Here is a 21,901-nt window from a genome sequence, read left to right as displayed (position 1 = left end):
ATGGGACGCATCGACTACCTGCACGACCCCGACGCGCCGCCGGCGAACTCCGTCGTGCCATCCGTCGTGGCATTCGTTCAGGACGATGCCGGGCGAGTGCTGATGATCCAGCGGTCAGACAACGGCCGCTGGGCCCTTCCCGGCGGCGGCCACGATGTCGGCGAGTCCATCAGTGACACCGTCGTACGCGAGGTGTGGGAGGAGACCGGCATCAAGGCCGAGGTGGTCGACATGTCGGGGATCTACACCGACCCCGGTCACGTGATGCTGTACGACGACGGCGAGGCCCGGCAGCAGTTCTCCATCTGCTTCCGCGCGCGGCCGGTGGGCGGCGAGCTCCGTACGAGCAGCGAGACGACACAAGTCCGCTGGGTCGCCCCAACGGACCTTTCAGACCTCGATGTTCACCCGACGATGCGGATGCGCATCGAGCACGCCATGGACCGTGGCCGTACGGCCCCCTACATCGGCTGACGCTTCACCGCGGCGAGCCGCTCCAGGACGCGGGCCGTGCAGGCCAGGATTTCCGGCTCAGCTCGGCGGATGAACATCCCGATGAGGCTGTCTGCGCCGTACCGCCCCGCGATCTCGTCGACCCGGTCCACCGGGTTCGTGGGTGTGCCGTCCGGGGTCGTGTTCATGTCGCAGAAGCAGAGCGCGTCGGCGAGGTGCGGCTCCTCCCGTGGGAACTCGCTTTCCAGCTCCTCGCGGAGCCCCCGGGCTTCGGCCTCCATCCATGCGCAGGAGTGGTGCGCAACGAGCCGAATGACGCGTACGCCGGCGCCGGCCACGTCCCGGAGGTATCGGGCGCCGTCCAGCGGGTGAAAGCCGGTCTTAGCGAGGTCCGGGGAGTACCCGATGTCGTGAAGGACGGCGGCGGCCTCCAGCAGCTCGGCGTCCTCGCCGAGGATCGGAGCGAGCAGCCGGGCCCGCTCGGCGACCCCGAGCGAATGCGCCCACCGTCGCGGCAGTGGCTCGGCGAGCAACGACTCGGCGACCGGGTAGGCCCACTCCGTCAGTCCTGTGGTGGCCACGCTACGAACGCTCCTCTCCGCCCGGCAGGGCGAGTACGGTCCGGGGTTTCCCCTGGCGGCTCTCCGAGAGCAGCCCGGCGGCCTCCAGCTCGGCCAGAGCCTTCGCCACCGTCGGACGGGCGACTCCGAGACGTTCGGCGAGCTTGGAAGCGCTCAGGAAGGGCTTCCCCACAGCGACGCTCTCATCCGTGAGCATCACCTCGCAGATCCGTTCCGCAAGCGACCGCCGGCAGATGCTAAAACCGCCCCTAACCACCCTCCAACGACCGCCAGGCGTAGGTTCGGCCACCCCCTCCGCACGCAGCACCCGAAAGGCTCGCATGGCGAGTCCACGCGACACCCCGAACCGCCGCATGACCTCGGTAAGCGTCGGCAACTCGACGGCGTGCGCATCAGCCTCGATTTCCGCCTTCAGCTCGCCTGCAATTCTCAAGAACGTTCCCCGAGGACTAGGCTGATCCGCCATACGCACCCCCTCCTTGTCCGCCTTAGTTGCCACGAAACCGACCCGAACAAATCATTATTCGATTAGCCAGCAAGACGCGATCATCTTGCGTCGAATCTCATTGCGCAGTGATTTTCCTGGATTTGGATTCGAATTCCGAACGGACGAATGAGCCGCACCCTTGCGGGAGTCCTCCTCATCCGGAGTGTCAGTCACACCGCCACCCGCCGCCCTCACTCCACCGACCAGGAAGGCGAAAATTAGGTCGTCCGGAATATTTCGAACGTCGCTCACTGCGAGCCCTAGCTCCTCCAGCAACTCATGTCGATAGACGGAGATTCCATCACTATCCCACTTGAGGGCGGCCAAGCTGGGCTGACTGGGGCCTGCGCCTTCGAGATCAGGAACCAAGAAGTCAGGACGGGACAGAACTCGCCTGTACACGATACTTTCGTTCGGGATTTTAGGGTCATCCCAAAACCAGTCGTCGGGCATCTGCGTCACGCGAAGAGAGACCGCCAATTCGGGTTGATCATCTCAACCCTTTTGGACATCCTGAGCAGCATTTCATCGAATGATCGCAAGCGTCGATACAGCTCTTGGTCGAAATTGAGATCTGCGGAGATCTCGGTTTCGCCCGCTTCATTGACAGCAGTCACAAAAGCCACCCCATCTGCGTCAACTTCAAGAACCAAGTGCTGGCGACCCGCCCGCCATTCGGCCACAACCCCGCCCTCGAAATCTGGCGTCAGAGCAGGGAAAACCGTGTCTTCGTGGCTGACATACGCAAGGATCCTCAGCAAACGCCTGGCCGCCATCTCAGTCACAGGGGGCGCTTCGCCGCCGTCCCAACCGAATGGCATGCCCTGCAAACCACCCAGCTTGGTCCGGGCATACGCCACCAACGGCGTGTCGACCGACTCCTCAGGTTGACCTATTGCCCTGACTATGGCCCCCCGAAGACTGCGATCCAGCAGTCGCTGCACGCCCCTCCCATGAGCTACGAGCGCTGCACGGATTTCGCGGGAAGCGCCCGACTCAGCTAGCACGCTCTCACGCGAGTTCGATGCTTCACCATGGACACCGCGAGAATTGGAGAGGGCGAACGAGTCGCCTCCCACCTTGCGCGCCATTCCAGCCCGGAACGAGGTTTCCTTGGACCGACCAACATCAGTTGTCTGCATCAAAGACCTCATCCCTCAACTTATCTTGAATCAAGGACTCGAACGCTAGCCGCTCGCGCACCCGGAGGTCATCGAGGAAGTTTGGGACTTCGTCACGATCGATAGGCCCCTGCCTAGTCAGATCGAAGTCCATGATAAATGCTACGCGGTCAGCCACATTGTCGTCACTTGCCCACGTGAAAACGATCTTAGCCGGGATGTCCTCGTAAGCGACTTCCATCCTGTCAAAGAATGATGTGATGCCGCCAGGAAACCCGTTAGCCGGAAGGCCCTGCATAATCGTAAAGTAGTCGTTAAAATTCACTTCCGGACCGGGAAGGAAAATCCTGTTGATGTAGCGGATTCCGATGCTCTCAATTCCCTGGTCTCCGACTACACGGAAATACGAGTCCAGCGCCGCGAGCGTCCTTTCCCGTAGGGACTCCCACCCTTCGTAGGGAGCCAATGCATGTACACCCAGGGCATTCGGAGCGATGCTGACCCGCTTCTCCTCGTTCTTCAGAACAAGCCTGGTAGCGGCTCCGTCAACCTTGAATTGAGCCGCTTGCGTACCTTGCGCCTCGAAGCGGGCCTGAAACTGCCTCTCCTCGGTAGGCTCGTCCGGGTATGAACCCTTCATCTCTTCATAGAATCGGCCCGGAATTGTAATATTCCACGGCCGCCCAGCGGAGAAGTTGATCGTGCACAGAGCCTCGACAATTGGAGGGTTCCTGTACGTCCGCCTGTCCATGGCTGCTGTCCGCCTCAATCGCTCGCCTGATTACGCTGGTTGACTCAGAGTACTGTCACTGGCGGGCCGGCGGCCATGGCTCGCCAAGGATGCGCATACCCAGCTCCACCCCCGTGCGAAGGCTGCCAGGGCCCCCCTCAGTACGGAGGGCCTGAGTGAGTGGCGAGTGACCCCGGCTGCCACAAGGGCTAGTCCCCCCGTCTGCGCAGGTCAGGCGCAGTGCTGCTACTGAAGAAGGCATGCCCTCCGGAGCCGTGTGCGCAGGTTCGAATCCTGCCGGGGGCACTTCGCAAGAGGTGTCACTGAGGCGCTGACCAGCAGAAATGCAGGTCGGCGCCTTTTTTGTCGTATCCAACCGTCCACGCGTAGCAGCCACATGACGGCCCCTCAGCGCCTTGCGCCCGGGCGGAGGCTCTTCGCGACGACCCGGCCGGTGGGAGGATAGGCGGTAGGATTGATGGCATGAGTGAGCCTACCGGCAAGTACTCGATCACGATGCCGCGCGACATTGCCGAGGCCGCGAAGGCCCGCAGCGGGCCCTCGGGCCTGTCCGCCTATGTGGCCGCGGCCGTGGCCCGGCAGATCGAGCGGGACAACCTCAACGAGCTCATCGCCGTTGCCGAGGCCGAGCACGGAACCGTCACGGACGAAGAGATCCAGTCCCTGCGTGACCAGCTCACCGAAGCCCGGCGCGAGCAGACACAGCGCGGAGCGAGCGCCGCGTGACCCGCTCCCCCGCGGTCCCCGGCGGCACTCTGGTCCTGGACAGCGAAGGGCTGGCCAAGGCCGTCCTGCGGGACCGTACGGTCACCGCCTGGCTCGCCCTGGCCCGCGCTGACGACCTCCGCGTGATCACCTCGGCGGCCACGCTGGTCGAGGTGGTCCATCCCCGCGTCAACCGCCCGGCCCTGGAGTGGACGCTTTCGCGCCTGATCGTCGAACCGGTCACCGAGCCGATCGCCCGCCACGCCGCCACTCTGCTCGCCGACGCCGGGCTGCACGGCCACAAGTACGCCATCGACGCCATGCTCGCCGCCACCGCCCTCGCCGCACCGGGACCGGTCACGATCCTCACCTCCGACCCTGAGGACCTCACCGACCTCTGCCGCGGACGCGCCACGGTCCTCAAGGTCTGACACGGCCGTTTCGCCTCTTCCCGTCCATGTAGCGGCCGGCGGAGTTGTCTTCCGCCGGCCGGTCCGCTTTCCGGGCGGTGAGGGGCTGTGGGTCAGGTCTCCGAAGGCGTCAGGCGGCGTTGGCGGCGGCGGGTGGGGGGTGTTGGTGTCGTCACGAGGCCCGTGGGGGTCCAGCGGGTGCGCGGGGTGCGGCCGCGTGGGGGGCCGTACGGGGACTGCCAGGCCGGGCGGTCCGGGCGGGGGCCGCGCGGGAGGGCGCGGCGGCCCGCGGGGAGCGGGATTCTGGCGCGTACGACGGTTGCGTGCGGGTGTTCTGAGAGGAGGGTGGGGAGGGCCAGGGGGAGCTTGCTTATCGACATGGTTGTACACCGGTTCGGTGAGAGGACCGCAGCGGAAAGGGGCGCGGCGCATGACGCGGCCGCGCGACGGATCAGCGCTCGGGGGTTCTCACTTGGTGTACAACGGCGGGTCCTTGGCCGAGGGGACTGCGGGCGGGAGCACCGTAGCGGGTCGCCGGAGTGGTGTTCCAGCGGTTTTCGGGCGGGCCGTGGAGGGGTGGGGTCAGGTGGCGGGGCGTTCGCCGGAACGGTCGGCGATCATGATGCGGATGTGCGGGGGCGCGTACGTGCGGGCCTTGGTCAGCATCTTCTGCAGGTGGAACTTCTCGCGCTGAACCGCCACGTGGACCTGGGCCGGCATCGCCGGGTGCGGGGCCGCTCCCGTGCCCGCGGGGGCCGAAACTCCGGGGCGGAGGCGGGCGCCGATGAGGGCGTGGGAGTCGTTCGGCGGGGTGGCCACGACGAACTCCGCGATGTCCGTCCACGGCAGCAGGACCTCGCCGAAGCGGACGCCGGACTGGTCGAACTGGAAGGCCGTACGCCGGTTCTCGAACCACGAGACGATGAACGGCATCGCCGCGACGATCACGACGCCGCCCTTCATGTCGAGCGCCCAGCCGAGCAGGACGGCGAGTCCGACGACGCCGAGGAGCGCGCCCCAGAGGCCGGCGAGGTCCTTCGGGGAGAACGGGTGGGTGACGCGGTAGCGCTCCCAGCGGCCTCGGCGGCCGTTCGGGCGGGGGACGGTCGTGTGGTTCCGCTGGGCGTCGGTCATGGGGCGGTTCTCTTCCTGTGAGAGCAGTGGAGGGCTTTCTCCCCTGGGACAAGGGGAGTTCACGTGTGGCTGACACACTGTTCCGCGACGCTCTGCAAGGGCGATGAAATCTTGATGATGCGGTCGGACGGACGTGCGGGCGGGAGGCGGGGATGGCCGGGCGGGCGCGGGGGCTGGGCGTCGGCCTGCTCGGGCCGGTGCGGGTCCGCCGGGACGCGGAGTCGCTGGACCTCGGTCCCGTACGGCGGCAGGCCCTTCTCGTCGCGTTGGTGCTGCGGGCGGGGACGGTCGTCTCGTACGGGCAACTGCTCGGTGACGTGTGGGGCACCGAGCCGCCGGGGAGCGGCCACCGCGTCCTGCCGAGCTACGTGTACGCGCTGCGCAGAACGCTGGACCCGGCCGGTACCGGCCCCGCGCGGTCGCTGATCCGTGGGGAGCGGGGCGGGTACAGCTTCGCGCCCGGCGCGGGCGGGGTGTGGACGGACGTCGGCGAGCTGGGCGAGCTCGCGGCCGAGGCGCGGCAGGCGCAGGCCGCGGGGGCGCCCGCCGAGCTGCTGGAGCTGTGCGGGCGGGGGCTGGCGCTGTTCCGGGGCGAGCCGCTGTCCGGGCTGCCGGGGCCGCTCGCGGCCGCGGAGCGGGACCGCCTCGTGCAGCAACGGCGCTCCTTCCAGCGGCTGCGGGCGGAGGCGCTGATCGGCCTCGGCCGGTACGCGGACGCCCTCGACGGCCTCGTGGGCGCGGGGCCGCCGGCGGAGGACGAGGCGTTCGCGGCGCTGCGCATGCGCGCCCTGTACGGCAGCGGGCGGCAGGCGGAGGCGCTGGAGGTGTTCCGGCGGACGCGAGCCCACCTCGTGGCCGAGCTGGGCGTCGAGCCCGGCGAGGAGCTGCGGCGCGTGCACCGGGGCGTACTGCGACAGGACTCCGCGCTGCTGCTGGGCTGGGTGGGGGCGCGGGGGGCGGAGCTGCGCGCCCTTGAGCGCGGCGGTGCGCTCAGAGGCGGTCGGGACGACGGGCGTGGCGGCGGCCTCGCGCGCCGAGACGGACTCTCCGGCGGTGCCGGCGGTGGCCGATCCGCTCTGGATGCCGACGACGACCATGGCGGCGGAGGCGAGCAGCGCGGCAGCACGCGCGGTTCGCGCACGGTTCCGGGCGGGGGTGTCTCGGTCGCGGCCGCCATCGAGTACGCCGGGGGCGGGGCGGAGGTGGCGCGTGAGTTGGAGGGGGCGGGGTCGGCGACTCCCGCTCCTGAGACGGTCGGTCCGGAGGCGGCCGGTCCGGAGGCGGTCGGTTCGGAGGCGGTCGGTTCGGCGCCTGGGCCGGAGGGGGCCGGATCGGCGGCTCCCCGCCCGGGGGCGCCTGGTTCGGCGGAACCCGGGCAGGAGGCGGGCGGCGCGGGGGCCCTCGGCGTGGCGGCGACCGGCCCGCAGGCACCCGGGCCTGCGGCGCGCGGCCAAGAGGCGGCAGGTTCGGCCGCTGCCCGCCCGGAGCTTCCCGGTCCTGGGACGGTCGGCCCGGCGGCCGGTCCGGAGTCGGTCGGTCCGGAGGCGGCCGGTCCGGAGGCGGCCGGTCCGGAGGCGGCCGGTCCGGAGTCGGTCGGTCCGGAGACGGTCGGCGACGCGACGGGCGGTGCCGTGACGGTCAGCGCCGCGACGGCCCGTTCGGGGGTGCGTGCTGTGGAGGCGGCCGGCTCGGCGGCTTGCCGCCCGTCGGCGCCCGGTCCGGAGACAGCCGGTACGGCGGTGGCCGGTTCGGCGGCTCGCCGCCCGTCGGCGCTCGGTGCGGAGACAGCCGGTACGGCGGTGGCCGGTTCGGCGGCTCGCCGCCCGTCGGCGCTCGGTGCGGAGACAGCCGGTACGGCGGTGGCCGGTTCGGCGGCTCGCCGCCCGTCGGCGCTCGGTGCGGAGACAGCCGGTACGGCGGTGGTCGGTTCGGCGGAGCCCGGGCCGGAGGCGGGCGGCGCGGCGGCCCTTGGCGTGGCGGCGACCGGCCCGCAGGCACCCGGCCCTGCGGCGCGCGGGCTGGAGCCGGCCGGTTCCGCGGCTCCCCCTCCGGCGGCGACCGGGCGGCCCAACCCCCGCCGCCCCCGCATCGACCTCCCGGGTGACGCCGTCGCACTCGTCGGTCGGGAGCGGGAGTTGGAGGTGTTGACCTCGCATGTGCCCGGGGGCGGTGTGTCGGTCGTGGCCGTGGACGGGACTGCCGGGGTCGGCAAGAGTGCGCTGCTGGTGCGGGCGGCCTGGCGGCTGCACGAGCGGTATCCGGACGGGTGCCTGTTCATCGATCTGCACACGCACGCGGCCGCCCACGAGAGCGTCGGCACGCAGCGGGCCCTGTACCGGCTGCTGCGCGCCATCAGCGGCTCCGACGACGAACTGCCCGAGGAGCCTGACGAGTTGGTGGCCGCCTGGCGCGCGGCCACCAGCGCCCTGCGGCTGCTCGTGGTCGTGGACGACGCCCCCGGCACGGCCGAGGTCCGGCCCCTGCTGCCCGCCGGTCCCGGCAGCACCCTCCTGGTGGCGAGCCGCCGGCATCTGCCCGGCCTCGACGCCGACGTCCGGCTCACGGTGGAGCCCCTCGGCACGGACGCGGCGCTGGACCTGCTGCGGCACCTGCTCGGCCCCGAGCGTGCGGACCGCGAGCCGGAGGCCGCCCGCGAACTGGCCCGGCGCTGCGGCGGCCTGCCGCTGGCGCTGCGGATCGCCGGGGCCCGGCTGCAGCACCGCGCGTCCTGGACGACGGCCCACCTCGTCGGACGGATGGCGGAGGACGACGGCGGCCTGCGCGAACTGAGCGCCGGGGACCGCAGCGTCGAGGCCGCCATCCGCCAGTCGTACGACCAGCTCGGCGTCGGACTCCAGCGCTGTTTCCGCGCCTCGGGGCTGTCCCCGACGGCCGAGTTCGACGCGCTCACCCCCGCCGCGATGCTCGGCTGCTCCCGCGCCGACGCCGAACACCTCCTGGAGCAGCTGGTCGACGCGAGCCTGCTGCAGGAGCCGAAGCCGGGCCGGTACCGGCTCCATGACCTCGTACGCGTCCACGCCGGGCAGCTCGCCACGGCGACGCCCACGCAGGCCGCGGCCGACCGCGCCGCCGTGCTGCACCTGTACACGGCTGCCGGGCGGATCACCGCGGAGTGGGGGCCGGCCGGGTTCCCGAGCGGCCCCGACGTCACCGGAGCGCCGTTCGCGGACTGGGTCGAGGCGGCCCAGTGGCTGAACGCGGCGGGCGCCGGCCTCGTCGACGTCGTGGCGTACGCCGTCGCCGCCGGAATGCCCGACCACGCCTGCTGGATCGCCGAGGGCCTGTCCGACCACCTGCTCCGGCAGGGCCGGCACCACGAGTGCCGCGCGGCCCTGGAACTGGCGCTCGGCTGCGCCGACACGGCCGGCGACCGCCGGATGCCGTCCTCGCTCCGCAACCACCTCGGCATGGCCGCCATCCACCAGGGCCGGTACGGGCAGGCCCACGCGTGGTTCGCCGACGCGCTGCGCCTCGCGAGCCGCCCGGGCGAGGGTGATCCGCGGGACCGGGCGCGGGCGATCGCCGGACTCGGGGTCGCGGAGTGGCCCCTCGGCCGCACCGAGGAGGCCGTGGCCCGCCTGCACGAGGCCACGAGGCTGGCGCACCGGCTCGGCGACGACTGGCTGGCCATGGTGTCGGCCAGCAACCTGGGCGCCCTGCACAGCCGGGGCGGCGAGCACGAGCGGGCGCTCGGCCACTACGCCGACGCGCTCGCGTACGCCGAGAAGACCGGCCGGCCCGGCGTGATCGGCAAGGCCCTGTGCTTCGCGGGCGACGCGCAGGTGGCCCTCGGCCGGTACGCGGAGGCGGCCGGACTCCTGGGCCGGGCGGCCGAACTGGCCCGGGAGAGCGACGACTCGGCGCTCCTCGCGCTGAGCCTGTCCTCGCTCGGCATCGCGGAGCTGGGCCGGGGGGACGTGCCGCGGGCCGTCTCCTTCCACGAGGAGGCCGTGTCCACGCTCACGGGCCACGCCAGCACCTGGCTGCAACTGCTGCTCCGCACCCGCCTCGGCACCGCCTACGCCGCGGCGCACCGCCGCACCGAGGCCCACCACGAGTTCCGCACCGCCCTCGCCCTCCCGGGCGCGGCAGACTACCCGCGAGAACACGCCCTGGCACGCGAGGGGCTGCGCGACTGAGACCGAACGTCACATTCTTACGCGACGCCACTCCGCCGGCGTACGCCAGGACTCCCGTGGGACCGCCGTCAACTCTGCCGCGTCAAGCACATGTCCGCCGCGGGCCGGACAGGCAGCCCCTGCCGGTGGAGGTTCAGTCGCTCTTCCCGCAGAGCAGTCGGTGGTACGCGGTGTGTTCGGGCTCGATCCGATGTTGGGGATGGCGCCGCAGCGTGGACACGAACTCGTCGTCCCTCGTCCGGCGTACCTGCCATTGCGCATCGATGTATATGGCGAGCCGGTCGAACTGCTTGTGGTGATTGGGGCAGAGGCAGATCATGTTGGAGGTCTCGTCCGGCCCGTGATGCGGACTGCCGATGCCCTGGATGTGCGCGGCTTCGCTGTAGCGGCCGAAGAGGACCTCCAGCGGCTCCGAGCACACCTGACAGGTGTCCTGGTGCCAGTCCTTGACCTTCCTTATCCATGTCGGGTTCCGATCCGGACGTGTCCCGCTCGCCGGGCGACGCTTCACGGGACCCGCGACACCATCGGCCCCGGCGTCACTCTCACCCAGGATGTCCTCGGCATCCCCGCTCGCGCTCAGATAGCCGGCGAGCCCGACACGGTCCAGGACGTGCGGCCGGTCGGCATCCGTGAAGTACGTCCAGCTCAACAGCCTGACCGCCTCGGCCCGAACCCGCGCCCTACGAAGCAGCCGCGCGGCGTCGGTGGCGAAACCGGCCTTGGCACCCGCCTTGCGGAGAGCCGCCGGGCTGGGGTCCTCGACGCCGTCCGAGACGCCTTCCACCTCCCATATTCGGCCGCGCAGGCGCGAGAACGGGTAGTGCGGAGTGGCGTGGGAGCCGCTGCCCCCGAACTCGGCCAGCAGCCCGCCGACCTCGCGCTCGAAAACATCCCAGGGCGCGAGCCTGGCTTCACCGGCCTCGATGCGCTGTATCGACCAGAGCAGCGCCAGCGGCTTGTGCAAGGAGGGACCGTCCGGCCTCGTGTGAGTCCGCAGGGTGCTGAACGCGTGAAGCAGCGCATGCCGCTCCAGTGTCGACGGTGTCGCGCTGTTCGGCTTCCAGGGAGCGGGCAGCCCGGCGGTCGTGGTCCGCGAAGGCCAGGGCAACCCGTGCTCGCTGATGAAAGCGAGCCGCCTCTCGGCCGATTCCAGACGCAGACTGCGCAGGGCGCCATTGATTCCACAGGCTGCCAGAACGGGCTTCGCATCGACGTCGAATTCGACCACATCGCCCAGGGCGATCATGTGCTCCCACGCGGCGCCGTTGTCCTCGTCCTTGCCCCAGAGCGCTTCGGCGAAGCGTGGGTTTCGGAACTTCGCCGCGATGGTGGCCCTTGCGATGAACCTCTTCTCGCCGTAGAACAGCACCTCATCGCCGACCCGGCAGTTCCGAATCGCCTTCCCCTTCGTGTTCTCTTCGGACGCGGCGGGGGTCGCACCCCAGAACCGCGCCATGCTGCCTTCCGGAAAGAGCTCTGCCAGCTCGGCCGTTTCCGCACCCAGCAGGTGCGCATAGTCCGCCAGGTTCACGCCCTCCTGGACTGTGTGCCGAAAGTGCGCGCGGCCGCCCTTCCGGGTGCCCCGAGGCTGCAGCAGCCACTGCACGCCGTCCGCTCCGGGAACGTCCTCCGCGCCCCACCCCACCCCGTTGATCTTCATGGCGATCAGACTACTGAGGGACACCGACAGCGTCGCCTGCCCTGATCGCTTCCCGCCACCTCGGACCACCGCCCTCAGGTCGCGCCAGAGGGGCCGCGTCGGGCCGAGGCACCCCACCATTCCCGCCACAGCCGGTCGCAGGCCTCTGTCACCGCCTCGGCGGGCGGAGTCGACGCTCGGCGCTCGTTTGGCAGACTTCGATGGGGCCGACGCGGTACTTCCCAGCCCGACCAGGGCCTCTTGACCTCACCGGGAAACGGTGCCGGAGGTAGGCCAGTCGGGAGGCCGCGCTGTGGGAGGGGACTGGAGGGCAGCAGTGAGGTGCTCGGCAACGGGGCGACGGTGGGGGCATGCGGTGTGCGCGGCGGGTGTCGCGGCGGCCTGCCTTCTTGCCGGGCATGGGTTTGTGCCGCAGTGGCCCGGGCGGGTGGGGAGTCTGGTGGAGACGTTTCTGCCGTGGGTGGGGGTGGCCGTTCCGCTGCTGGTTGTCGGGGGCCTGGTCGTGCGGTCGTGGGGCGGGCTCGGGGCGGGGCTGGGGGCGGGGGTCGTGTGGGTGGTGCTGTTCGGGTCGCTCGTGGTGCCGGCGGGCGGTGGGGCGGACGGGCTGGTCGTCGTGCAGCACAACGTGAGCGACGAGAATCCCGACCCGGACGGCACCGCGCGGGCGCTGCGCGGCGCCGGGGCGGATCTCGTCGCGCTGGAGGAGCTGACGCCCGCCGCGCTGCCGCGGTACGCGGCGGGGCTGGGGGGCGCGTATCCGCATCACGCCACGGACGGCTCGGTCGGGCTGTGGTCGCGGTATCCGCTGCGGGACGTGCGGCCGGTGGACCTGCGGCCCGCGGGGCTCGACGACCCCGGCTGGCGGCGCGGGCTGCGGGCGACGGCGGCCACGCCGTACGGCGACGTCGCCGTGTACGTCGTGCATCTGCCGTCGGTGCGCATCGGGGCGGGCGGGTTCCGGTCGCAGTGGCGGGACGACAGCGCGCGCAGGCTCGGGCGGGTCCTGGCGGCCGAGCCGCTGGAGCGGGTGGTCCTCGCCGGGGACCTCAACGGCACGGTGGACGACCGCGCCCTCTCCCCCGTCACCGGCCGGCTCGCCGCCCCCCGCTCCGGCCTCGCCTTCAGCTGGCCGGCGTCCCTCCCCCTGGCCCGGATCGACCAGGTCCTCGCCCGCGGCGGCACGCTGCCGGCCGTCCGCGCCCTGCCGGCGACCGGGAGCGATCATCTTCCCGTGCTCGCCACTATCGTCTTCGGCGGACGCTCCTGACAGGATGCCCCGCATGAGTAACGGAACCCTTCTGTACGTGACCGACCTCGGGTACGAGGCGCGGGGGCGGCGGTACTGCGACGAGGACATCTGGCTGAGCGGGCGGCTGCGGGAGGAGTTCGACGTCGCGCTGTGCCATCCGCGCGACGCGGCCACGCTGATGGGGCGCTTCGACGCCGTCGTGGTGCGCAACAGCGGGCCGGTGATCCACTACCGCGAGGCGTACGAGGAGTTCCGCGCGGCCGCCCGGGCGGGCGGCGTGCGGGTGTTCAACCCGCTGAGCGGCAAGGGCGACATGAGCGGGAAGGGGTACCTGCTCGACCTGTTCCGGGAGGGGTATCCCGTCATCCCCACCGTCGCGCGCCGCGAGGACTTCGGCGCGCTGCCGGCCGCGGACGCGTACGTGGTGAAGCCGGTGCTCGGGGCGGACTCGGTGGGGCTGCGGTTCGTGAACCGGGCGGCGCTCGACGGGGTGGACCCGGCCGGGATGCTGGTGCAGCCCCGGATCCCGTTCGCGTACGAGGTGTCCTTCTACTTCGTCGGGCGGAGCTTCCAGTACGCCCTGTACGCGCCGCACCCCGAGGCGCGGTGGGTGCTGGAGCCGTACCAACCGACCGCCGCGGACCTGGAGTTCGCGCAGCGGTTCGTGGACTGGAATGCCCTGCCGCACGGCATCCAGCGCGTCGACGCCTGCCGGGCGCCGGGGGGCGAGCTGCTGCTGGTGGAGCTGGAGGACCTCAATCCGTATCTCTCGCTCGACCGGGTGGGCGAGAAGGAGCGGGAGGGGTTCGTGCGCGCTATGGCCGCGTCGTTGCGGGAGCTGGTGGCGTCTCCGCGTCCGCGTCCGCGCCCGGAGTGAGGCCGTCGAGCGCCCTGGCCACCGCCGCCGCGTACGCCTTCGGGTCGTCGTGGAGGAAGAAGTGGCCGCCCTCCAGGGCGTCCAGGGTGAACGCTCCCGTCGTCTCGCGCGCCCAGGCGCGCGCGTCGGCCTCGGTGACGTGGGGGTCCGCCGTGCCCGTCAGTACGGTGGCCGGGCAGTCGAGCGGGGCCGCCGGGCGGTAGGCGTAGTCCTGGACGGCGTGGAAGTCGGCGCGGAGGGACGGCAGGGCCAGTTCGAGGAGGTCGGGGTGGTCCAGGGCCCGCGTCCCGGGGCCGTCCAGGCGGCGGACGAGGGCGAGGATCGTGTCGTCGTCCAGCGGCCGGGGCCGGGCGGGGCCGGTGACCGTCGGGCCCGCGCGGCCCGAGACGACCAGGGCCGCCGGCGCCAGGCGCCGGGCCGCCTCGAAGGCGACCAGGCCGCCCATGCTGTGGCCCAGCAGCACCAGCGGCGCGGGCGGTCCGTCGTACGCCGCCAGGTCCCGTACGACGCCGTCCGCGAGGTCCTCGATCGTGGGGACCGGCGGCTCCTCGTGGCGGTCCAGGCGGCCGGGGTACTGAACGGACAACACCTCGACGTGCGGCGGGAGTTCCCGCGCCATCAGGCGGAAGGCCGAGGAGTTGCCGCCCGCGTAGGGGAAGCACACGAGCCGCAGCGCCGGGACCTCAGGCGCGTGGAACACGCGCAGCCAGTCCGTCCCGGCGGCCGCCCGGCTCACGGTCGACGGTGCCTTGTGCGGGGGGTGGGGCGTCGTCCGGTGCTCCGTGGACGACGGCTTCCCCTCGGGGTCCGTGCTTCGGCGTTCCGTGCTCGCGCGTTCCGTGCCCATTCGGCGCTCCTCGCTCGCTCCGCTCGCTCCCGGCCGTGATCACCTTAGCCGGGTGCCGCTCCCCCGCGGGCGTCGTCGCGAGGGCCAGACGGCGGTGGGTGCGGCGGAGCGCCATGCGGGCCATGGAGGGGTGGACGTGCCGGACGAGCGCCCAGTAGAGGCGGCCGGCGAGGTTGTGGGTCCGGACGACGGTCGACAGCGTGACGTGGTCGTCCTCCACCAGCAGCGAGGCCCGGAAGTCGAGGTGGCCCGCGTCCTTGCCCAGCAGGAGTTCCCGCTCGCCGGCCGCCGTCACCGGGAACGGGAGCACGTCGCGCCAGGCCCGCGGGTCGCGGTCCATGCCGGGGCGCAGCGGCAGCCGCCAGGCGTCCGTGAAGTCGGTGCGCGGGAAAGCGGCGCGGGCGAGCCGGGCCGCGGCCGGTACGGCGACGGCCGTGGGCCGGTCCCAGGTCAGGCGCTGGAGCAGGCGGACGTACGCCCCGCGGCGCACCGGCCGCGCGACCGCACCGGTGGCGGCGCGCTCGGCGTTGTCGAGCAGCTCCTCGACGACGGTGTCGTGCACCGGACGGACGGCCAGCGCCCAGGAGAGCGCGTCGAGCGGGCCCTGCCGTTCGACGAGGACGTGGCGGAGGCGGCAGCGGCCGGGGCCGAGGGGTTCGACGTCCAGCCGGTGGTGGCCGTCGGACGGCGGGGCGAAGTCGAACCGGACGGAGCGGCCGGGCTGGTACGCGGTGACGGCGTACCGGACCGGCCCGTGGCCGCCGTCCGCGCCGACGGACAGCGGGCGGTCGAGCCGGAGCGGGGCCCAGGCGGGGGACGGGAAGAGCGGGTCGTCGGCGCCGGCGAGCCGGTCGAGCAGCGCGCCGACGGTCTCGGCGAAGGCGGACAGGGTGCGTTCGTGGACGTTCCGGACCGTGCGCATGGCGCGGACACCTCCCGGTGACGGGTGACCGGGGACCATACGGAAGCGTATGGTCCCCGTTCCGTACGGTACCGTACGGTCATGGGCTCGGCCAGGGACGCAGGTGAGGCAGGCGACGGCAGGCGCGGCGCGCGGAAGCGGCTCAGCGCCCGGGACTGGGCCGACGCGGCCCTGACCGCCATGGGCGAGGGCGGGCTCGCGGCGGTGGCCGTCGAGCCGCTGGCCGCCCGGCTCGGCACGACGAAGGGCAGCTTCTACTGGCACTTCGCCAACCGCGAGGCCCTGGTGGAGGCGGCCCTCGCGCGCTGGGAGGAGGTGTCCACGGAGGCGCTGATCGCGGCCGTGGAGACGGAGCCGGACCCCGCCGCGCAGATGCGCACGCTGTTCCTCACGGCGACGGCCGAGGCCGCCGAGGACCCCTTGGAGGTCTCGCTCCTCGCGACCGCCGACCATCCCCAGGTCGCCGCCGTGCTGCGGCGCGTGACGGAGCGTCGGCTCGGCTACGTCGCCGAGCTCTTCGAACGGCTCGGCTTCCCGCCGGAGACGGCGCGGCGCCGGGGCCTGCTCGCGTACACCAGCTACCTGGGCCACGCCCAGCTCCAGCACGCCGCCCCGGAGGCGCTGCCCCAGGACCCCGCGTACCTGGAGTCGGTGCTGGAGACGCTGATGCGGAGGGAGTGAGGGAAGGAGGGAGCAACGGCACTTGCATCCCCTTCCGTCAGGCGCTGCGCTTGCGCGGGGTCGCCTTCTTCGCCGGGGTCTTCTTCGCCGCCGCCTTCTTCGCCGTGGCGGACTTCGCCGTCGCGGTCTTCTTCGCCGCCGCGGCCGTCTTCTTGGCCGCCGCCGTCTTCGCCGTCGACTTCTTCGGCTCGGCCGCCTTCTTCGCCGCCGCGCCCGTCGCCGTGGACTTCTTCCCGCCCGTCTCCTTCGGGGTGGCCCGGGACGGCGTGCGCTTGCGCGCGGACAGTTCGGTGACCGAGGCCGGCTCCTCGCCGCGGGCCTCCTTCGCCGCGCGGACACTGCTCTCCAGGGCCGCCATCAGGTCGATGACCCGGCCCCCGCCCTCCTCCGCCGGGGCCGCGGGCGCGACCGCCCCGCCACCCTCCGCCTTCGCCGCGATCATCTCCTCCACCGCCTCGCGGTAGTCGTCGTGCAGCGAGGTGATGTCGACGTCGCCCAGCGTCGCCATCAGCGCGTCCGCCAGGTCCAGCTCGGCCTCCCGCACCGTGACCGGCGTCTCCGGGGCCACGCCCTCCGGTTCGCGGATCTCGTCCGGCCAGAGCAGACCGTGCATGGCGATCACGTCCCCCACGACCCTCAGCATCCCCAGCCGCTCCCGCCCCCGCAGCGCGTACTTCGCCACCGCGACCTTGTCGCTGCGCTTGAGCGCCTCGCGCAGCAGCGTGTACGGCTTGGCGGCCGGCACGCCGTTCGCGGACAGGTAGTACGCCGCGTCCATCTGCAGCGGGTCGATCTCGCTCGCCGGCACGAACGCCACGATCTCGATCGTCTTCGCCGTCGGCAGCGGCAGCGCGGCCAGATCCGCGTCCGTGATCGGGATCATGGAGCCGTCGGCGTCCTCGTACGCCTTGCCGATGTCCGCCGTCGCGACCTCCTCGCCGTCCAGCTCGCAGACCTTCCGGTAGCGGATCCGGCCGCCGTCGGCGGTGTGGATCTGCCGGAACGAGACGGAGCGGCTCTCGGTCGCGTTCACGAGCTTGATCGGGATGCTGACCAGCCCGAAGGAGATGGCACCGTTCCAGATGGATCGCACGTTTCATCCCTTTCGATGGCATCCAGGGAGGTTTCAGCCGGTTTCGTGGGATTCTCATCGTATGACGCCGATCACAGAGGTGGAGGGGCGTCGGCTGACCCTGAGCAATCTGGACAAGGTCCTCCACCCCGCCACCGGCACCACCAAGGGCGAGCTGGTGCACTACTACGCCGTCACGGCCGCCGCGATGCTCCCCCATCTGAAGGACCGGGCCGTCTCCTTCCTGCGGTATCCGGACGGGCCGGAGGGGCAGCTGTTCTTCACCAAGAACCCGCCGCCCGGCACGCCCGCATGGGTGACGACCGCGCCGGTGCCCCGCTCCGAGGACCCCGGGGCGCGGCAGCCGGTGATCCAGGACCTGCCGTCCCTCGTCTGGGCGGCGAACCTGGTCGTGGAGTTCCACACCCACCAGTGGCGGACGGAGACCCCCGCCGTCGCCGACCGGCTCGTGTTCGACCTCGACCCCGGTCCGCCCGCCACCGTCGTGCAGTGCTGCGCCGTCGCCCTCCGGCTCCGGGAGCGGCTGGCGGCGGACGGCCTGGAGGCGTACGCCAAGACCTCCGGCTCGAAGGGGCTGCACCTGCTGGTGCCGCTCGTCCCGACGCCCTCGGAGCAGGTCTCGGCGTACGCGCGCCGGCTCGCCGTCGAGGCGGAGGCGGAGTCCCCGTCGGAGGTCGTGCACCGGATGGCGAAGGCGCTGCGGCCCGGCAAGGTCTTCGTCGACCACAGCCAGAACGCCGCCGCGAAGACCACCGCCACCCCGTACACCCTGCGGGCCCGGGCCCGGCCGACCGTCTCGGCGCCGGTCACCTGGGACGAGGTGGAGGGCTGCCGGGACCCGGACGAGCTGGTGTTCCTGATGGACGACATCGCGCCACGTCTCGACCGGTACGGGGAACTGCTCGCGCCCCTGAACGACCCGGGGCGGGCCGGGAGCCTGCCGTGAGCCCGGCGGACGAGAGCGTGGGCGGCGGGGCCGACGGCTCGGCCGGCGCCGACGGCAGCGTGGGCGGGGCCGACGGCTCGGCCGGCGCCGACGGCAGCGCGGGCGGGGCGGACGGCAGCGCGGGCGGGGCCGACGCCGGTGCGGACCGCGCCGACGGCAGCGTGGGCCCGGGTGACCCCGGTGCGGAACGCGCCGACGTGCCCGCCGGGCTCTCCCCGCCCGTGCGCGTCGCGCTCGCCCGCAACGTGGACCGGCTGCCGCGCGGCTCCGGCCTCGCGTACGAGCCGAAGTTCGACGGCCACCGGCTGGTGGTCCTGCGGTACCCCGGCGGGAAGGTGCTGCTCCAGGCGCGTTCCGGACGGATCGTGACGGCCTCCTTCCCGGACCTCGCCGAGGCGGCCCGGCGGCTGCCGGCCGGCACGGTGCTCGACGGCGAGGTCGTGGTGTGGCACGAGGGCCGGACCGACTTCGCCGCGGTGCAGACGCGCGCGATGGCCACCCCCGCGCGGGCCCCCGCGCTCGCGCGCCGGCTGCCCGCCTCGTACGCCGCCTTCGACCTGCTCGCGGAGGAGGGCGCGGACCTGCGGGCCCGGTCGTACGAACTGCGGCGCGAGCGGCTCGTCGCGGTGCTCGCGCCGCTGGGGCCGCCGCTCCAGCCGGTGCCGATGACGACCGACCCGGACGAGGCGGCGTCCTGGTACGAGACCCTGCCGGCGGCCGGGGTCGAGGGGCTGGTCGTGAAGCGGCTGGACCACCCGTACCGGGGCGGGGTCCGGCAGTGGGAGAAGCTCCGGCACACCGACACCCACGACGCCGTGGTCGTCGGCTTCACCGGGACGGCGCGGCGGCCGTCCGCGCTGGTCGTGGTGGTGCCGGACGACGACACGCCCGTCCTGTCGAACCCGCTCACGCCGGAGCTGCGAGTGCGGGCCGCCAAGGCGCTGGACGAGGCGCTCGGGGACCGCGAGCCGGAGGAGGCCGAGGAGACGGTCGCCGCGGCGGGAGTCGGGGAGGTGCCGTACCTGCGGCTGCCGCCGGACGTGTCCGCGGGACTGACCGCGGAGGTGTCCCGGGGCACGACCCGGCTGCACCGCCTGATCACCGTGCTGCGGCTCCGCACGGCGGAGTGAGGCGAGGAGGCGGGGCACGGGGCGACAGGGCGACATCGGATGACGCCCGCCGGAGCCTCCCCGGAGCCTCCCCGAGCCTCCCCAGAGCCTTGCCCGCTCCCCGTCGCTGTCGCCCGACCGGTCCCGTGCGCCCCCTGGGGCACACCGCCGAGCGCCCCCGTGCGCTCCCGCGTGGCGCAAAGCGAGCGGCCCGCGGGGCCGCCGGGAACCGCGGCCCGTCGTCGGGTCCTCCTTGCCGTCCGGGTGGGGCACACTTGCCCCCTAGCACAGCGCGCTCATGGGGAGGTGGGGGCATGTTGGCCGGGATCGATGAGGTCGACTGGGCCTCGATGGGACATGCGTACGGCCCTGCCGACGACGTACCGGCGCTGCTGCGCGGACTCACCTCGGACGACCCCGACGTACGGGAGTCGGCCCTCGACGGACTGTACGGGGCGGTGCACCACCAGGGGGACGTGTACGACTCCACGCTCGCCTGCATCCCCTTCCTGCTCGAACTGGTCGCGGACCCGGAGGTCCAGGACCGCGGCGGCATCGTCGAGTTGCTCACCAGCATCGGCGGGATCGACCTCGACGGCGACGACGAACTGGACGAACTCGACCTCGACGAGGAGGAGTTCGAGGACGCGGCGAACTACGCGATGGCCGCGGCCGGGGTCGCCGCCGGCGCGGAGGTGTTCTTCGGCCTGGTCTTCGACCCGGACCCGGAGGTCCGGCTCGCCGCGCCCTGCGCCCTCGCCTCGCTGCACCCCGATCCCGCCCGGGTGCTGACGCTGCTGCGGGAACGGCTCACCGTGGAGACGGACACGCAGGTCCGGCTCGCGCTGGTGGAGGCGGTCGGGCGGATCGCGCTGCGGCACGAGTCGCTGCACGCGGAGACGGTGGACTGGCTGGCCCTGGTCGCCCAGGCGGCCCGCGCGCCCGGGCTGCGGCTCGCCGCGCTCGCGCAGCTCGCCCGCTGCGCGCCGGACCGGCTGCCGCCCGACGTGGTGGTGACGGTGACCGGGCTCCTGGAGGAGGTCCGCCGGGAGGGACGGACCGAGGCGGCACGGGCGACCGCGGACCGCACGGCGTTCGGGGCGTACGGGGAGCTGCCGGAGACGTACGAGCCGTCGTACGGAACCTCCGAACCCGCCTACCCCTGCACGGACTTGGACGCGGCCCCGGACACGGCCCCGGACCTGAACCCGAACCCGGACCTGAACCCGAACCCAGACCGGAACCCGGACCCGGACCTGGGCCCGAACCCGGACCCGGGCCTGGACCCGGACCCGGGCCTGGACCCGGACCTGGACCTCGACCTTGGCCTGGCCCTGGGCCCGAGCCTCGACACCGCCCCCGACGTCGACGTCGTCGGGCATCCCACCCTTCTCGGCTATCTGCGCGCCCTGGACGACGAGCGCCGTGACGCCGGGCCCAGCACCCCGTGGACCGACGAGCTGCTGCGCACCCTGCACGCCGCGCTGGACGATCGGGTGGACGACCGGATCGCGCTGATCGTGGCCCAGTTGCGCAGCCCCGACTGGGGGCAGCGGGCCGACGCGATATGGATGTGCGGCGGACTGATACGCGTGTGGCGCGGGTGCTACGAGGAGGTGGTCCGGCTGGTGGGTGACCAGCTGGCCGACCCCGAGCCGCGGGTGCGGGAGGCCGCGGCGCAGTGGCTGGAGGAGCTGTTCGAGCTGGCCGCCCCGGCGCGTGACGCGCTGGCGGCGCGGGTGGCGGCGGAGGAGCAGCCGTGGGCGCGGGAGCGGCCGGGCGGGCGGCTCGGCCTGGGCAGCGCGCTGCTGGCGCTGGCCCGGTCGGGCGACGCGCGGGCGGTGCCGGCCATCGCGCGGGCGCTGGAGCGGCCCGAGGTGCGGGACCAGCTGCTGTACACGGTGCCGCTGCTCGGCCCGGCCGCCGCGCCGCTGGCGCCGGTGCTGCGGCGCAGACTGGCCGAGGCGCCGCTGGACGACGGGCTGTACGACCGCACGGCGCCGCTGCTGTACGCGCTGACCGCGCTGCGGGCCGGGCAGGCGGCGCCCGAGGTGCTGCGGGTGCTGCGGGGCGCCCCCGCGTACCGGCGGGAGTGGGTGCACGAGGCGGCGCTGCGGGCGCTGGCGGCCTTCGGGCCCGCGGCCCGGGAGGCCGAGCCGGACCTGCGGCGGCTGCTCGGGAGCGGTACGGCCGCGGTGGCGACGGAGGCGGCGCGGGCGCTGTGGTCGGTGACGGGCGACGCGTCGGCGGTGCTGCCGGTGCTGGAGGGCTGGCTGAGGCCGGACCGCGACGGCGCGGACCGGCGGGCGGCGGCCGCGGCGCTCGGCGGGATCGGTCCGGCGGCGGCCGCCGCCGCGCCCGCGTTGCGCCGGTGTCTGACGGCGCGTGACCTGTGGCTGCGGGTGGACGGCGCGGTGGCGCTGTGGCGGGTCACGGGCGGGGCGGAGGCGGTGCTGCCGGCGCTGCTGGCGGCCTGGGAGCAGAACCGTCACACCCGGGTCACGGTGGCCGAGTGCCTCGCGGAGATGGGCCCGGCGGCGGCCGCGGCGGAGCCGGTGCTCCGCGCGGAGCTGGCCCGCCGGCGCCGCCACAACGTGGTGGCGGGCGGCACGGGCAGCCACGACGTCCACGAGGACGAGAAGCTGCTGACGTTCTGCCGTGCCGCACTCACCCGCATGGAGCGCGGCGCGCAAGGCTGACCCCGCGCCGAGC

The 21,901-nt window shown here is 72.9% G+C and carries 19 protein-coding genes; 10 read left to right on the top strand and 9 right to left on the bottom strand.

Annotation, left to right across the window (positions count from 1 at the left end; all coding sequences use genetic code 11):
* A complete protein-coding gene (locus tag ACNJ93_RS21920; protein WP_418959125.1) occupies window positions 1-474 on the top strand; it encodes an NUDIX domain-containing protein in 474 nt (157 codons plus the stop codon).
* Here ACNJ93_RS21920 and ACNJ93_RS21915 read toward each other — a convergent pair.
* The 4 genes from ACNJ93_RS21915 to ACNJ93_RS21900 all read right to left on the bottom strand — a co-directional run bounded on the left by ACNJ93_RS21915 (window position 462) and on the right by ACNJ93_RS21900 (window position 3,393).
* The gene (locus ACNJ93_RS21915; protein WP_418959124.1) at window positions 462-1,034 is read right to left on the bottom strand and encodes an HD domain-containing protein; all 573 of its coding nucleotides are present in this window, start codon (window positions 1,032-1,034) and stop codon (window positions 462-464) included. The two genes, ACNJ93_RS21920 and ACNJ93_RS21915, sit on opposite strands and share 13 nt — an antisense overlap.
* A gap of 1 nt (window position 1,035) precedes the next feature.
* On the bottom strand, window positions 1,036-1,500 hold the full coding sequence (locus ACNJ93_RS21910; protein ID WP_418959123.1) for a GntR family transcriptional regulator: 465 nt from the start codon (window positions 1,498-1,500) through the stop codon (window positions 1,036-1,038).
* Between the two features lie 479 nt (window positions 1,501-1,979).
* Entirely contained in the window at window positions 1,980-2,465 is a 486-nt protein-coding gene (locus tag ACNJ93_RS21905; RefSeq protein WP_418959122.1) for a hypothetical protein, read from the bottom strand.
* A gap of 184 nt (window positions 2,466-2,649) precedes the next feature.
* Window positions 2,650-3,393, bottom strand: a complete 744-nt coding sequence (locus ACNJ93_RS21900) for a TIGR04255 family protein (protein ID WP_418959121.1) — start codon at window positions 3,391-3,393, stop codon at window positions 2,650-2,652.
* 462 nt (window positions 3,394-3,855) lie between these two features.
* Between ACNJ93_RS21900 and ACNJ93_RS21895 the strand changes: the two genes are divergently transcribed.
* Together ACNJ93_RS21895 and ACNJ93_RS21890 are read left to right on the top strand one after the other, a co-directional pair.
* A complete protein-coding gene (locus ACNJ93_RS21895) occupies window positions 3,856-4,119 on the top strand; it encodes a CopG family transcriptional regulator (RefSeq protein ID WP_418959120.1) in 264 nt (87 codons plus the stop codon).
* The gene (locus tag ACNJ93_RS21890) at window positions 4,116-4,529 is read left to right on the top strand and encodes a PIN domain-containing protein (RefSeq protein WP_418959119.1); all 414 of its coding nucleotides are present in this window, start codon (window positions 4,116-4,118) and stop codon (window positions 4,527-4,529) included. The genes ACNJ93_RS21895 and ACNJ93_RS21890 overlap by 4 nt, the downstream gene beginning before the upstream one ends.
* Before the next feature lie 561 nt (window positions 4,530-5,090).
* Here the strand turns inward: ACNJ93_RS21890 and ACNJ93_RS21885 are convergent.
* Window positions 5,091-5,642: a hypothetical protein gene (locus ACNJ93_RS21885; protein WP_418959118.1), complete on the bottom strand. Its 552-nt coding sequence runs from the start codon at window positions 5,640-5,642 to the stop codon at window positions 5,091-5,093.
* A 152-nt stretch (window positions 5,643-5,794) separates the two neighbouring features.
* Between ACNJ93_RS21885 and ACNJ93_RS21880 the strand changes: the two genes are divergently transcribed.
* On the top strand, window positions 5,795-9,802 hold the full coding sequence (locus tag ACNJ93_RS21880; protein WP_418959117.1) for a BTAD domain-containing putative transcriptional regulator: 4,008 nt from the start codon (window positions 5,795-5,797) through the stop codon (window positions 9,800-9,802).
* Between the two features lie 133 nt (window positions 9,803-9,935).
* Here ACNJ93_RS21880 and ACNJ93_RS21875 read toward each other — a convergent pair whose 3' ends face one another.
* Window positions 9,936-11,465, bottom strand: coding sequence for an HNH endonuclease (locus tag ACNJ93_RS21875; RefSeq protein WP_418959116.1), 1,530 nt, complete (start codon window positions 11,463-11,465; stop codon window positions 9,936-9,938).
* A 316-nt stretch (window positions 11,466-11,781) separates the two neighbouring features.
* On the opposite strand from ACNJ93_RS21875, the gene ACNJ93_RS21870 reads away from it, so the two are divergent.
* Both ACNJ93_RS21870 and ACNJ93_RS21865 read left to right on the top strand, forming a co-directional pair.
* Window positions 11,782-12,732: an endonuclease/exonuclease/phosphatase family protein gene (locus tag ACNJ93_RS21870; protein ID WP_418959115.1), complete on the top strand. Its 951-nt coding sequence runs from the start codon at window positions 11,782-11,784 to the stop codon at window positions 12,730-12,732.
* A gap of 4 nt (window positions 12,733-12,736) precedes the next feature.
* A complete protein-coding gene (locus ACNJ93_RS21865) occupies window positions 12,737-13,591 on the top strand; it encodes a hypothetical protein (protein WP_418959114.1) in 855 nt (284 codons plus the stop codon).
* Here the strand turns inward: ACNJ93_RS21865 and ACNJ93_RS21860 are convergent.
* Window positions 13,530-14,291, bottom strand: coding sequence for a thioesterase II family protein (locus tag ACNJ93_RS21860; protein WP_418959113.1), 762 nt, complete (start codon window positions 14,289-14,291; stop codon window positions 13,530-13,532). The genes ACNJ93_RS21865 and ACNJ93_RS21860 overlap by 62 nt on opposite strands.
* Entirely contained in the window at window positions 14,275-15,360 is a 1,086-nt protein-coding gene (locus tag ACNJ93_RS21855) for a DUF2867 domain-containing protein (protein WP_418959112.1), read from the bottom strand. Before ACNJ93_RS21855 ends, ACNJ93_RS21860 begins: the two co-directional genes overlap by 17 nt.
* Before the next feature lie 81 nt (window positions 15,361-15,441).
* Between ACNJ93_RS21855 and ACNJ93_RS21850 the strand changes: the two genes are divergently transcribed.
* Window positions 15,442-16,041, top strand: a complete 600-nt coding sequence (locus ACNJ93_RS21850; RefSeq protein ID WP_418959111.1) for a TetR/AcrR family transcriptional regulator — start codon at window positions 15,442-15,444, stop codon at window positions 16,039-16,041.
* 37 nt (window positions 16,042-16,078) lie between these two features.
* Here ACNJ93_RS21850 and ACNJ93_RS21845 read toward each other — a convergent pair whose 3' ends face one another.
* A complete protein-coding gene (locus ACNJ93_RS21845) occupies window positions 16,079-17,134 on the bottom strand; it encodes a Ku protein (protein WP_418959110.1) in 1,056 nt (351 codons plus the stop codon).
* Window positions 17,135-17,195: 61 nt separating this feature from the next.
* On the opposite strand from ACNJ93_RS21845, the gene ligD reads away from it, so the two are divergent.
* From ligD to ACNJ93_RS21830, 3 genes are all read left to right on the top strand, one after another.
* Window positions 17,196-18,080 (top strand): non-homologous end-joining DNA ligase, encoded by an 885-nt coding sequence (gene ligD, locus ACNJ93_RS21840; RefSeq protein WP_418959109.1) that lies wholly within the window; start codon window positions 17,196-17,198, stop codon window positions 18,078-18,080.
* 221 nt (window positions 18,081-18,301) lie between these two features.
* Window positions 18,302-19,210 carry an ATP-dependent DNA ligase gene (locus tag ACNJ93_RS21835; RefSeq protein WP_418961487.1) on the top strand — a complete coding sequence of 303 codons (909 nt, stop codon included), beginning with the start codon at window positions 18,302-18,304 and terminating at the stop codon, window positions 19,208-19,210.
* A 293-nt stretch (window positions 19,211-19,503) separates the two neighbouring features.
* Window positions 19,504-21,888 (top strand): PBS lyase, encoded by a 2,385-nt coding sequence (locus ACNJ93_RS21830; protein WP_418959108.1) that lies wholly within the window; start codon window positions 19,504-19,506, stop codon window positions 21,886-21,888.
* Window positions 21,889-21,901 lie beyond the last annotated feature (13 nt).

The sequence above is a fragment of the Streptomyces tritici genome (genome assembly GCF_048500665.1).
Taxonomy (GTDB): domain Bacteria; phylum Actinomycetota; class Actinomycetes; order Streptomycetales; family Streptomycetaceae; genus Streptomyces; species Streptomyces tritici.
This window is presented reverse-complemented; position numbering and strand designations above follow the sequence as displayed.

What these genes read in the sequence shown, in the direction of transcription:
- ACNJ93_RS21920 (WP_418959125.1), top strand. Translation starts at nt 1, where the DNA reads ATGGGACGCATCGACTACCTGCACGACCCCGACGCGCCGCCGGCGAAC.
- ACNJ93_RS21910 (WP_418959123.1), bottom strand. Translation starts at nt 1,500, where the DNA reads ATGGCGGATCAGCCTAGTCCTCGGGGAACGTTCTTGAGAATTGCAGGC.
- ACNJ93_RS21900 (WP_418959121.1), bottom strand. Translation starts at nt 3,393, where the DNA reads ATGGACAGGCGGACGTACAGGAACCCTCCAATTGTCGAGGCTCTGTGC.
- ACNJ93_RS21895 (WP_418959120.1), top strand. Translation starts at nt 3,856, where the DNA reads ATGAGTGAGCCTACCGGCAAGTACTCGATCACGATGCCGCGCGACATT.
- ACNJ93_RS21885 (WP_418959118.1), bottom strand. Translation starts at nt 5,642, where the DNA reads ATGACCGACGCCCAGCGGAACCACACGACCGTCCCCCGCCCGAACGGC.
- ACNJ93_RS21880 (WP_418959117.1), top strand. Translation starts at nt 5,795, where the DNA reads ATGGCCGGGCGGGCGCGGGGGCTGGGCGTCGGCCTGCTCGGGCCGGTG.
- ACNJ93_RS21875 (WP_418959116.1), bottom strand. Translation starts at nt 11,465, where the DNA reads ATGAAGATCAACGGGGTGGGGTGGGGCGCGGAGGACGTTCCCGGAGCG.
- ACNJ93_RS21865 (WP_418959114.1), top strand. Translation starts at nt 12,737, where the DNA reads ATGCCCCGCATGAGTAACGGAACCCTTCTGTACGTGACCGACCTCGGG.
- ACNJ93_RS21855 (WP_418959112.1), bottom strand. Translation starts at nt 15,360, where the DNA reads ATGCGCACGGTCCGGAACGTCCACGAACGCACCCTGTCCGCCTTCGCC.
- ACNJ93_RS21850 (WP_418959111.1), top strand. Translation starts at nt 15,442, where the DNA reads ATGGGCTCGGCCAGGGACGCAGGTGAGGCAGGCGACGGCAGGCGCGGC.
- ligD (WP_418959109.1), top strand. Translation starts at nt 17,196, where the DNA reads ATGACGCCGATCACAGAGGTGGAGGGGCGTCGGCTGACCCTGAGCAAT.
- ACNJ93_RS21830 (WP_418959108.1), top strand. Translation starts at nt 19,504, where the DNA reads ATGTTGGCCGGGATCGATGAGGTCGACTGGGCCTCGATGGGACATGCG.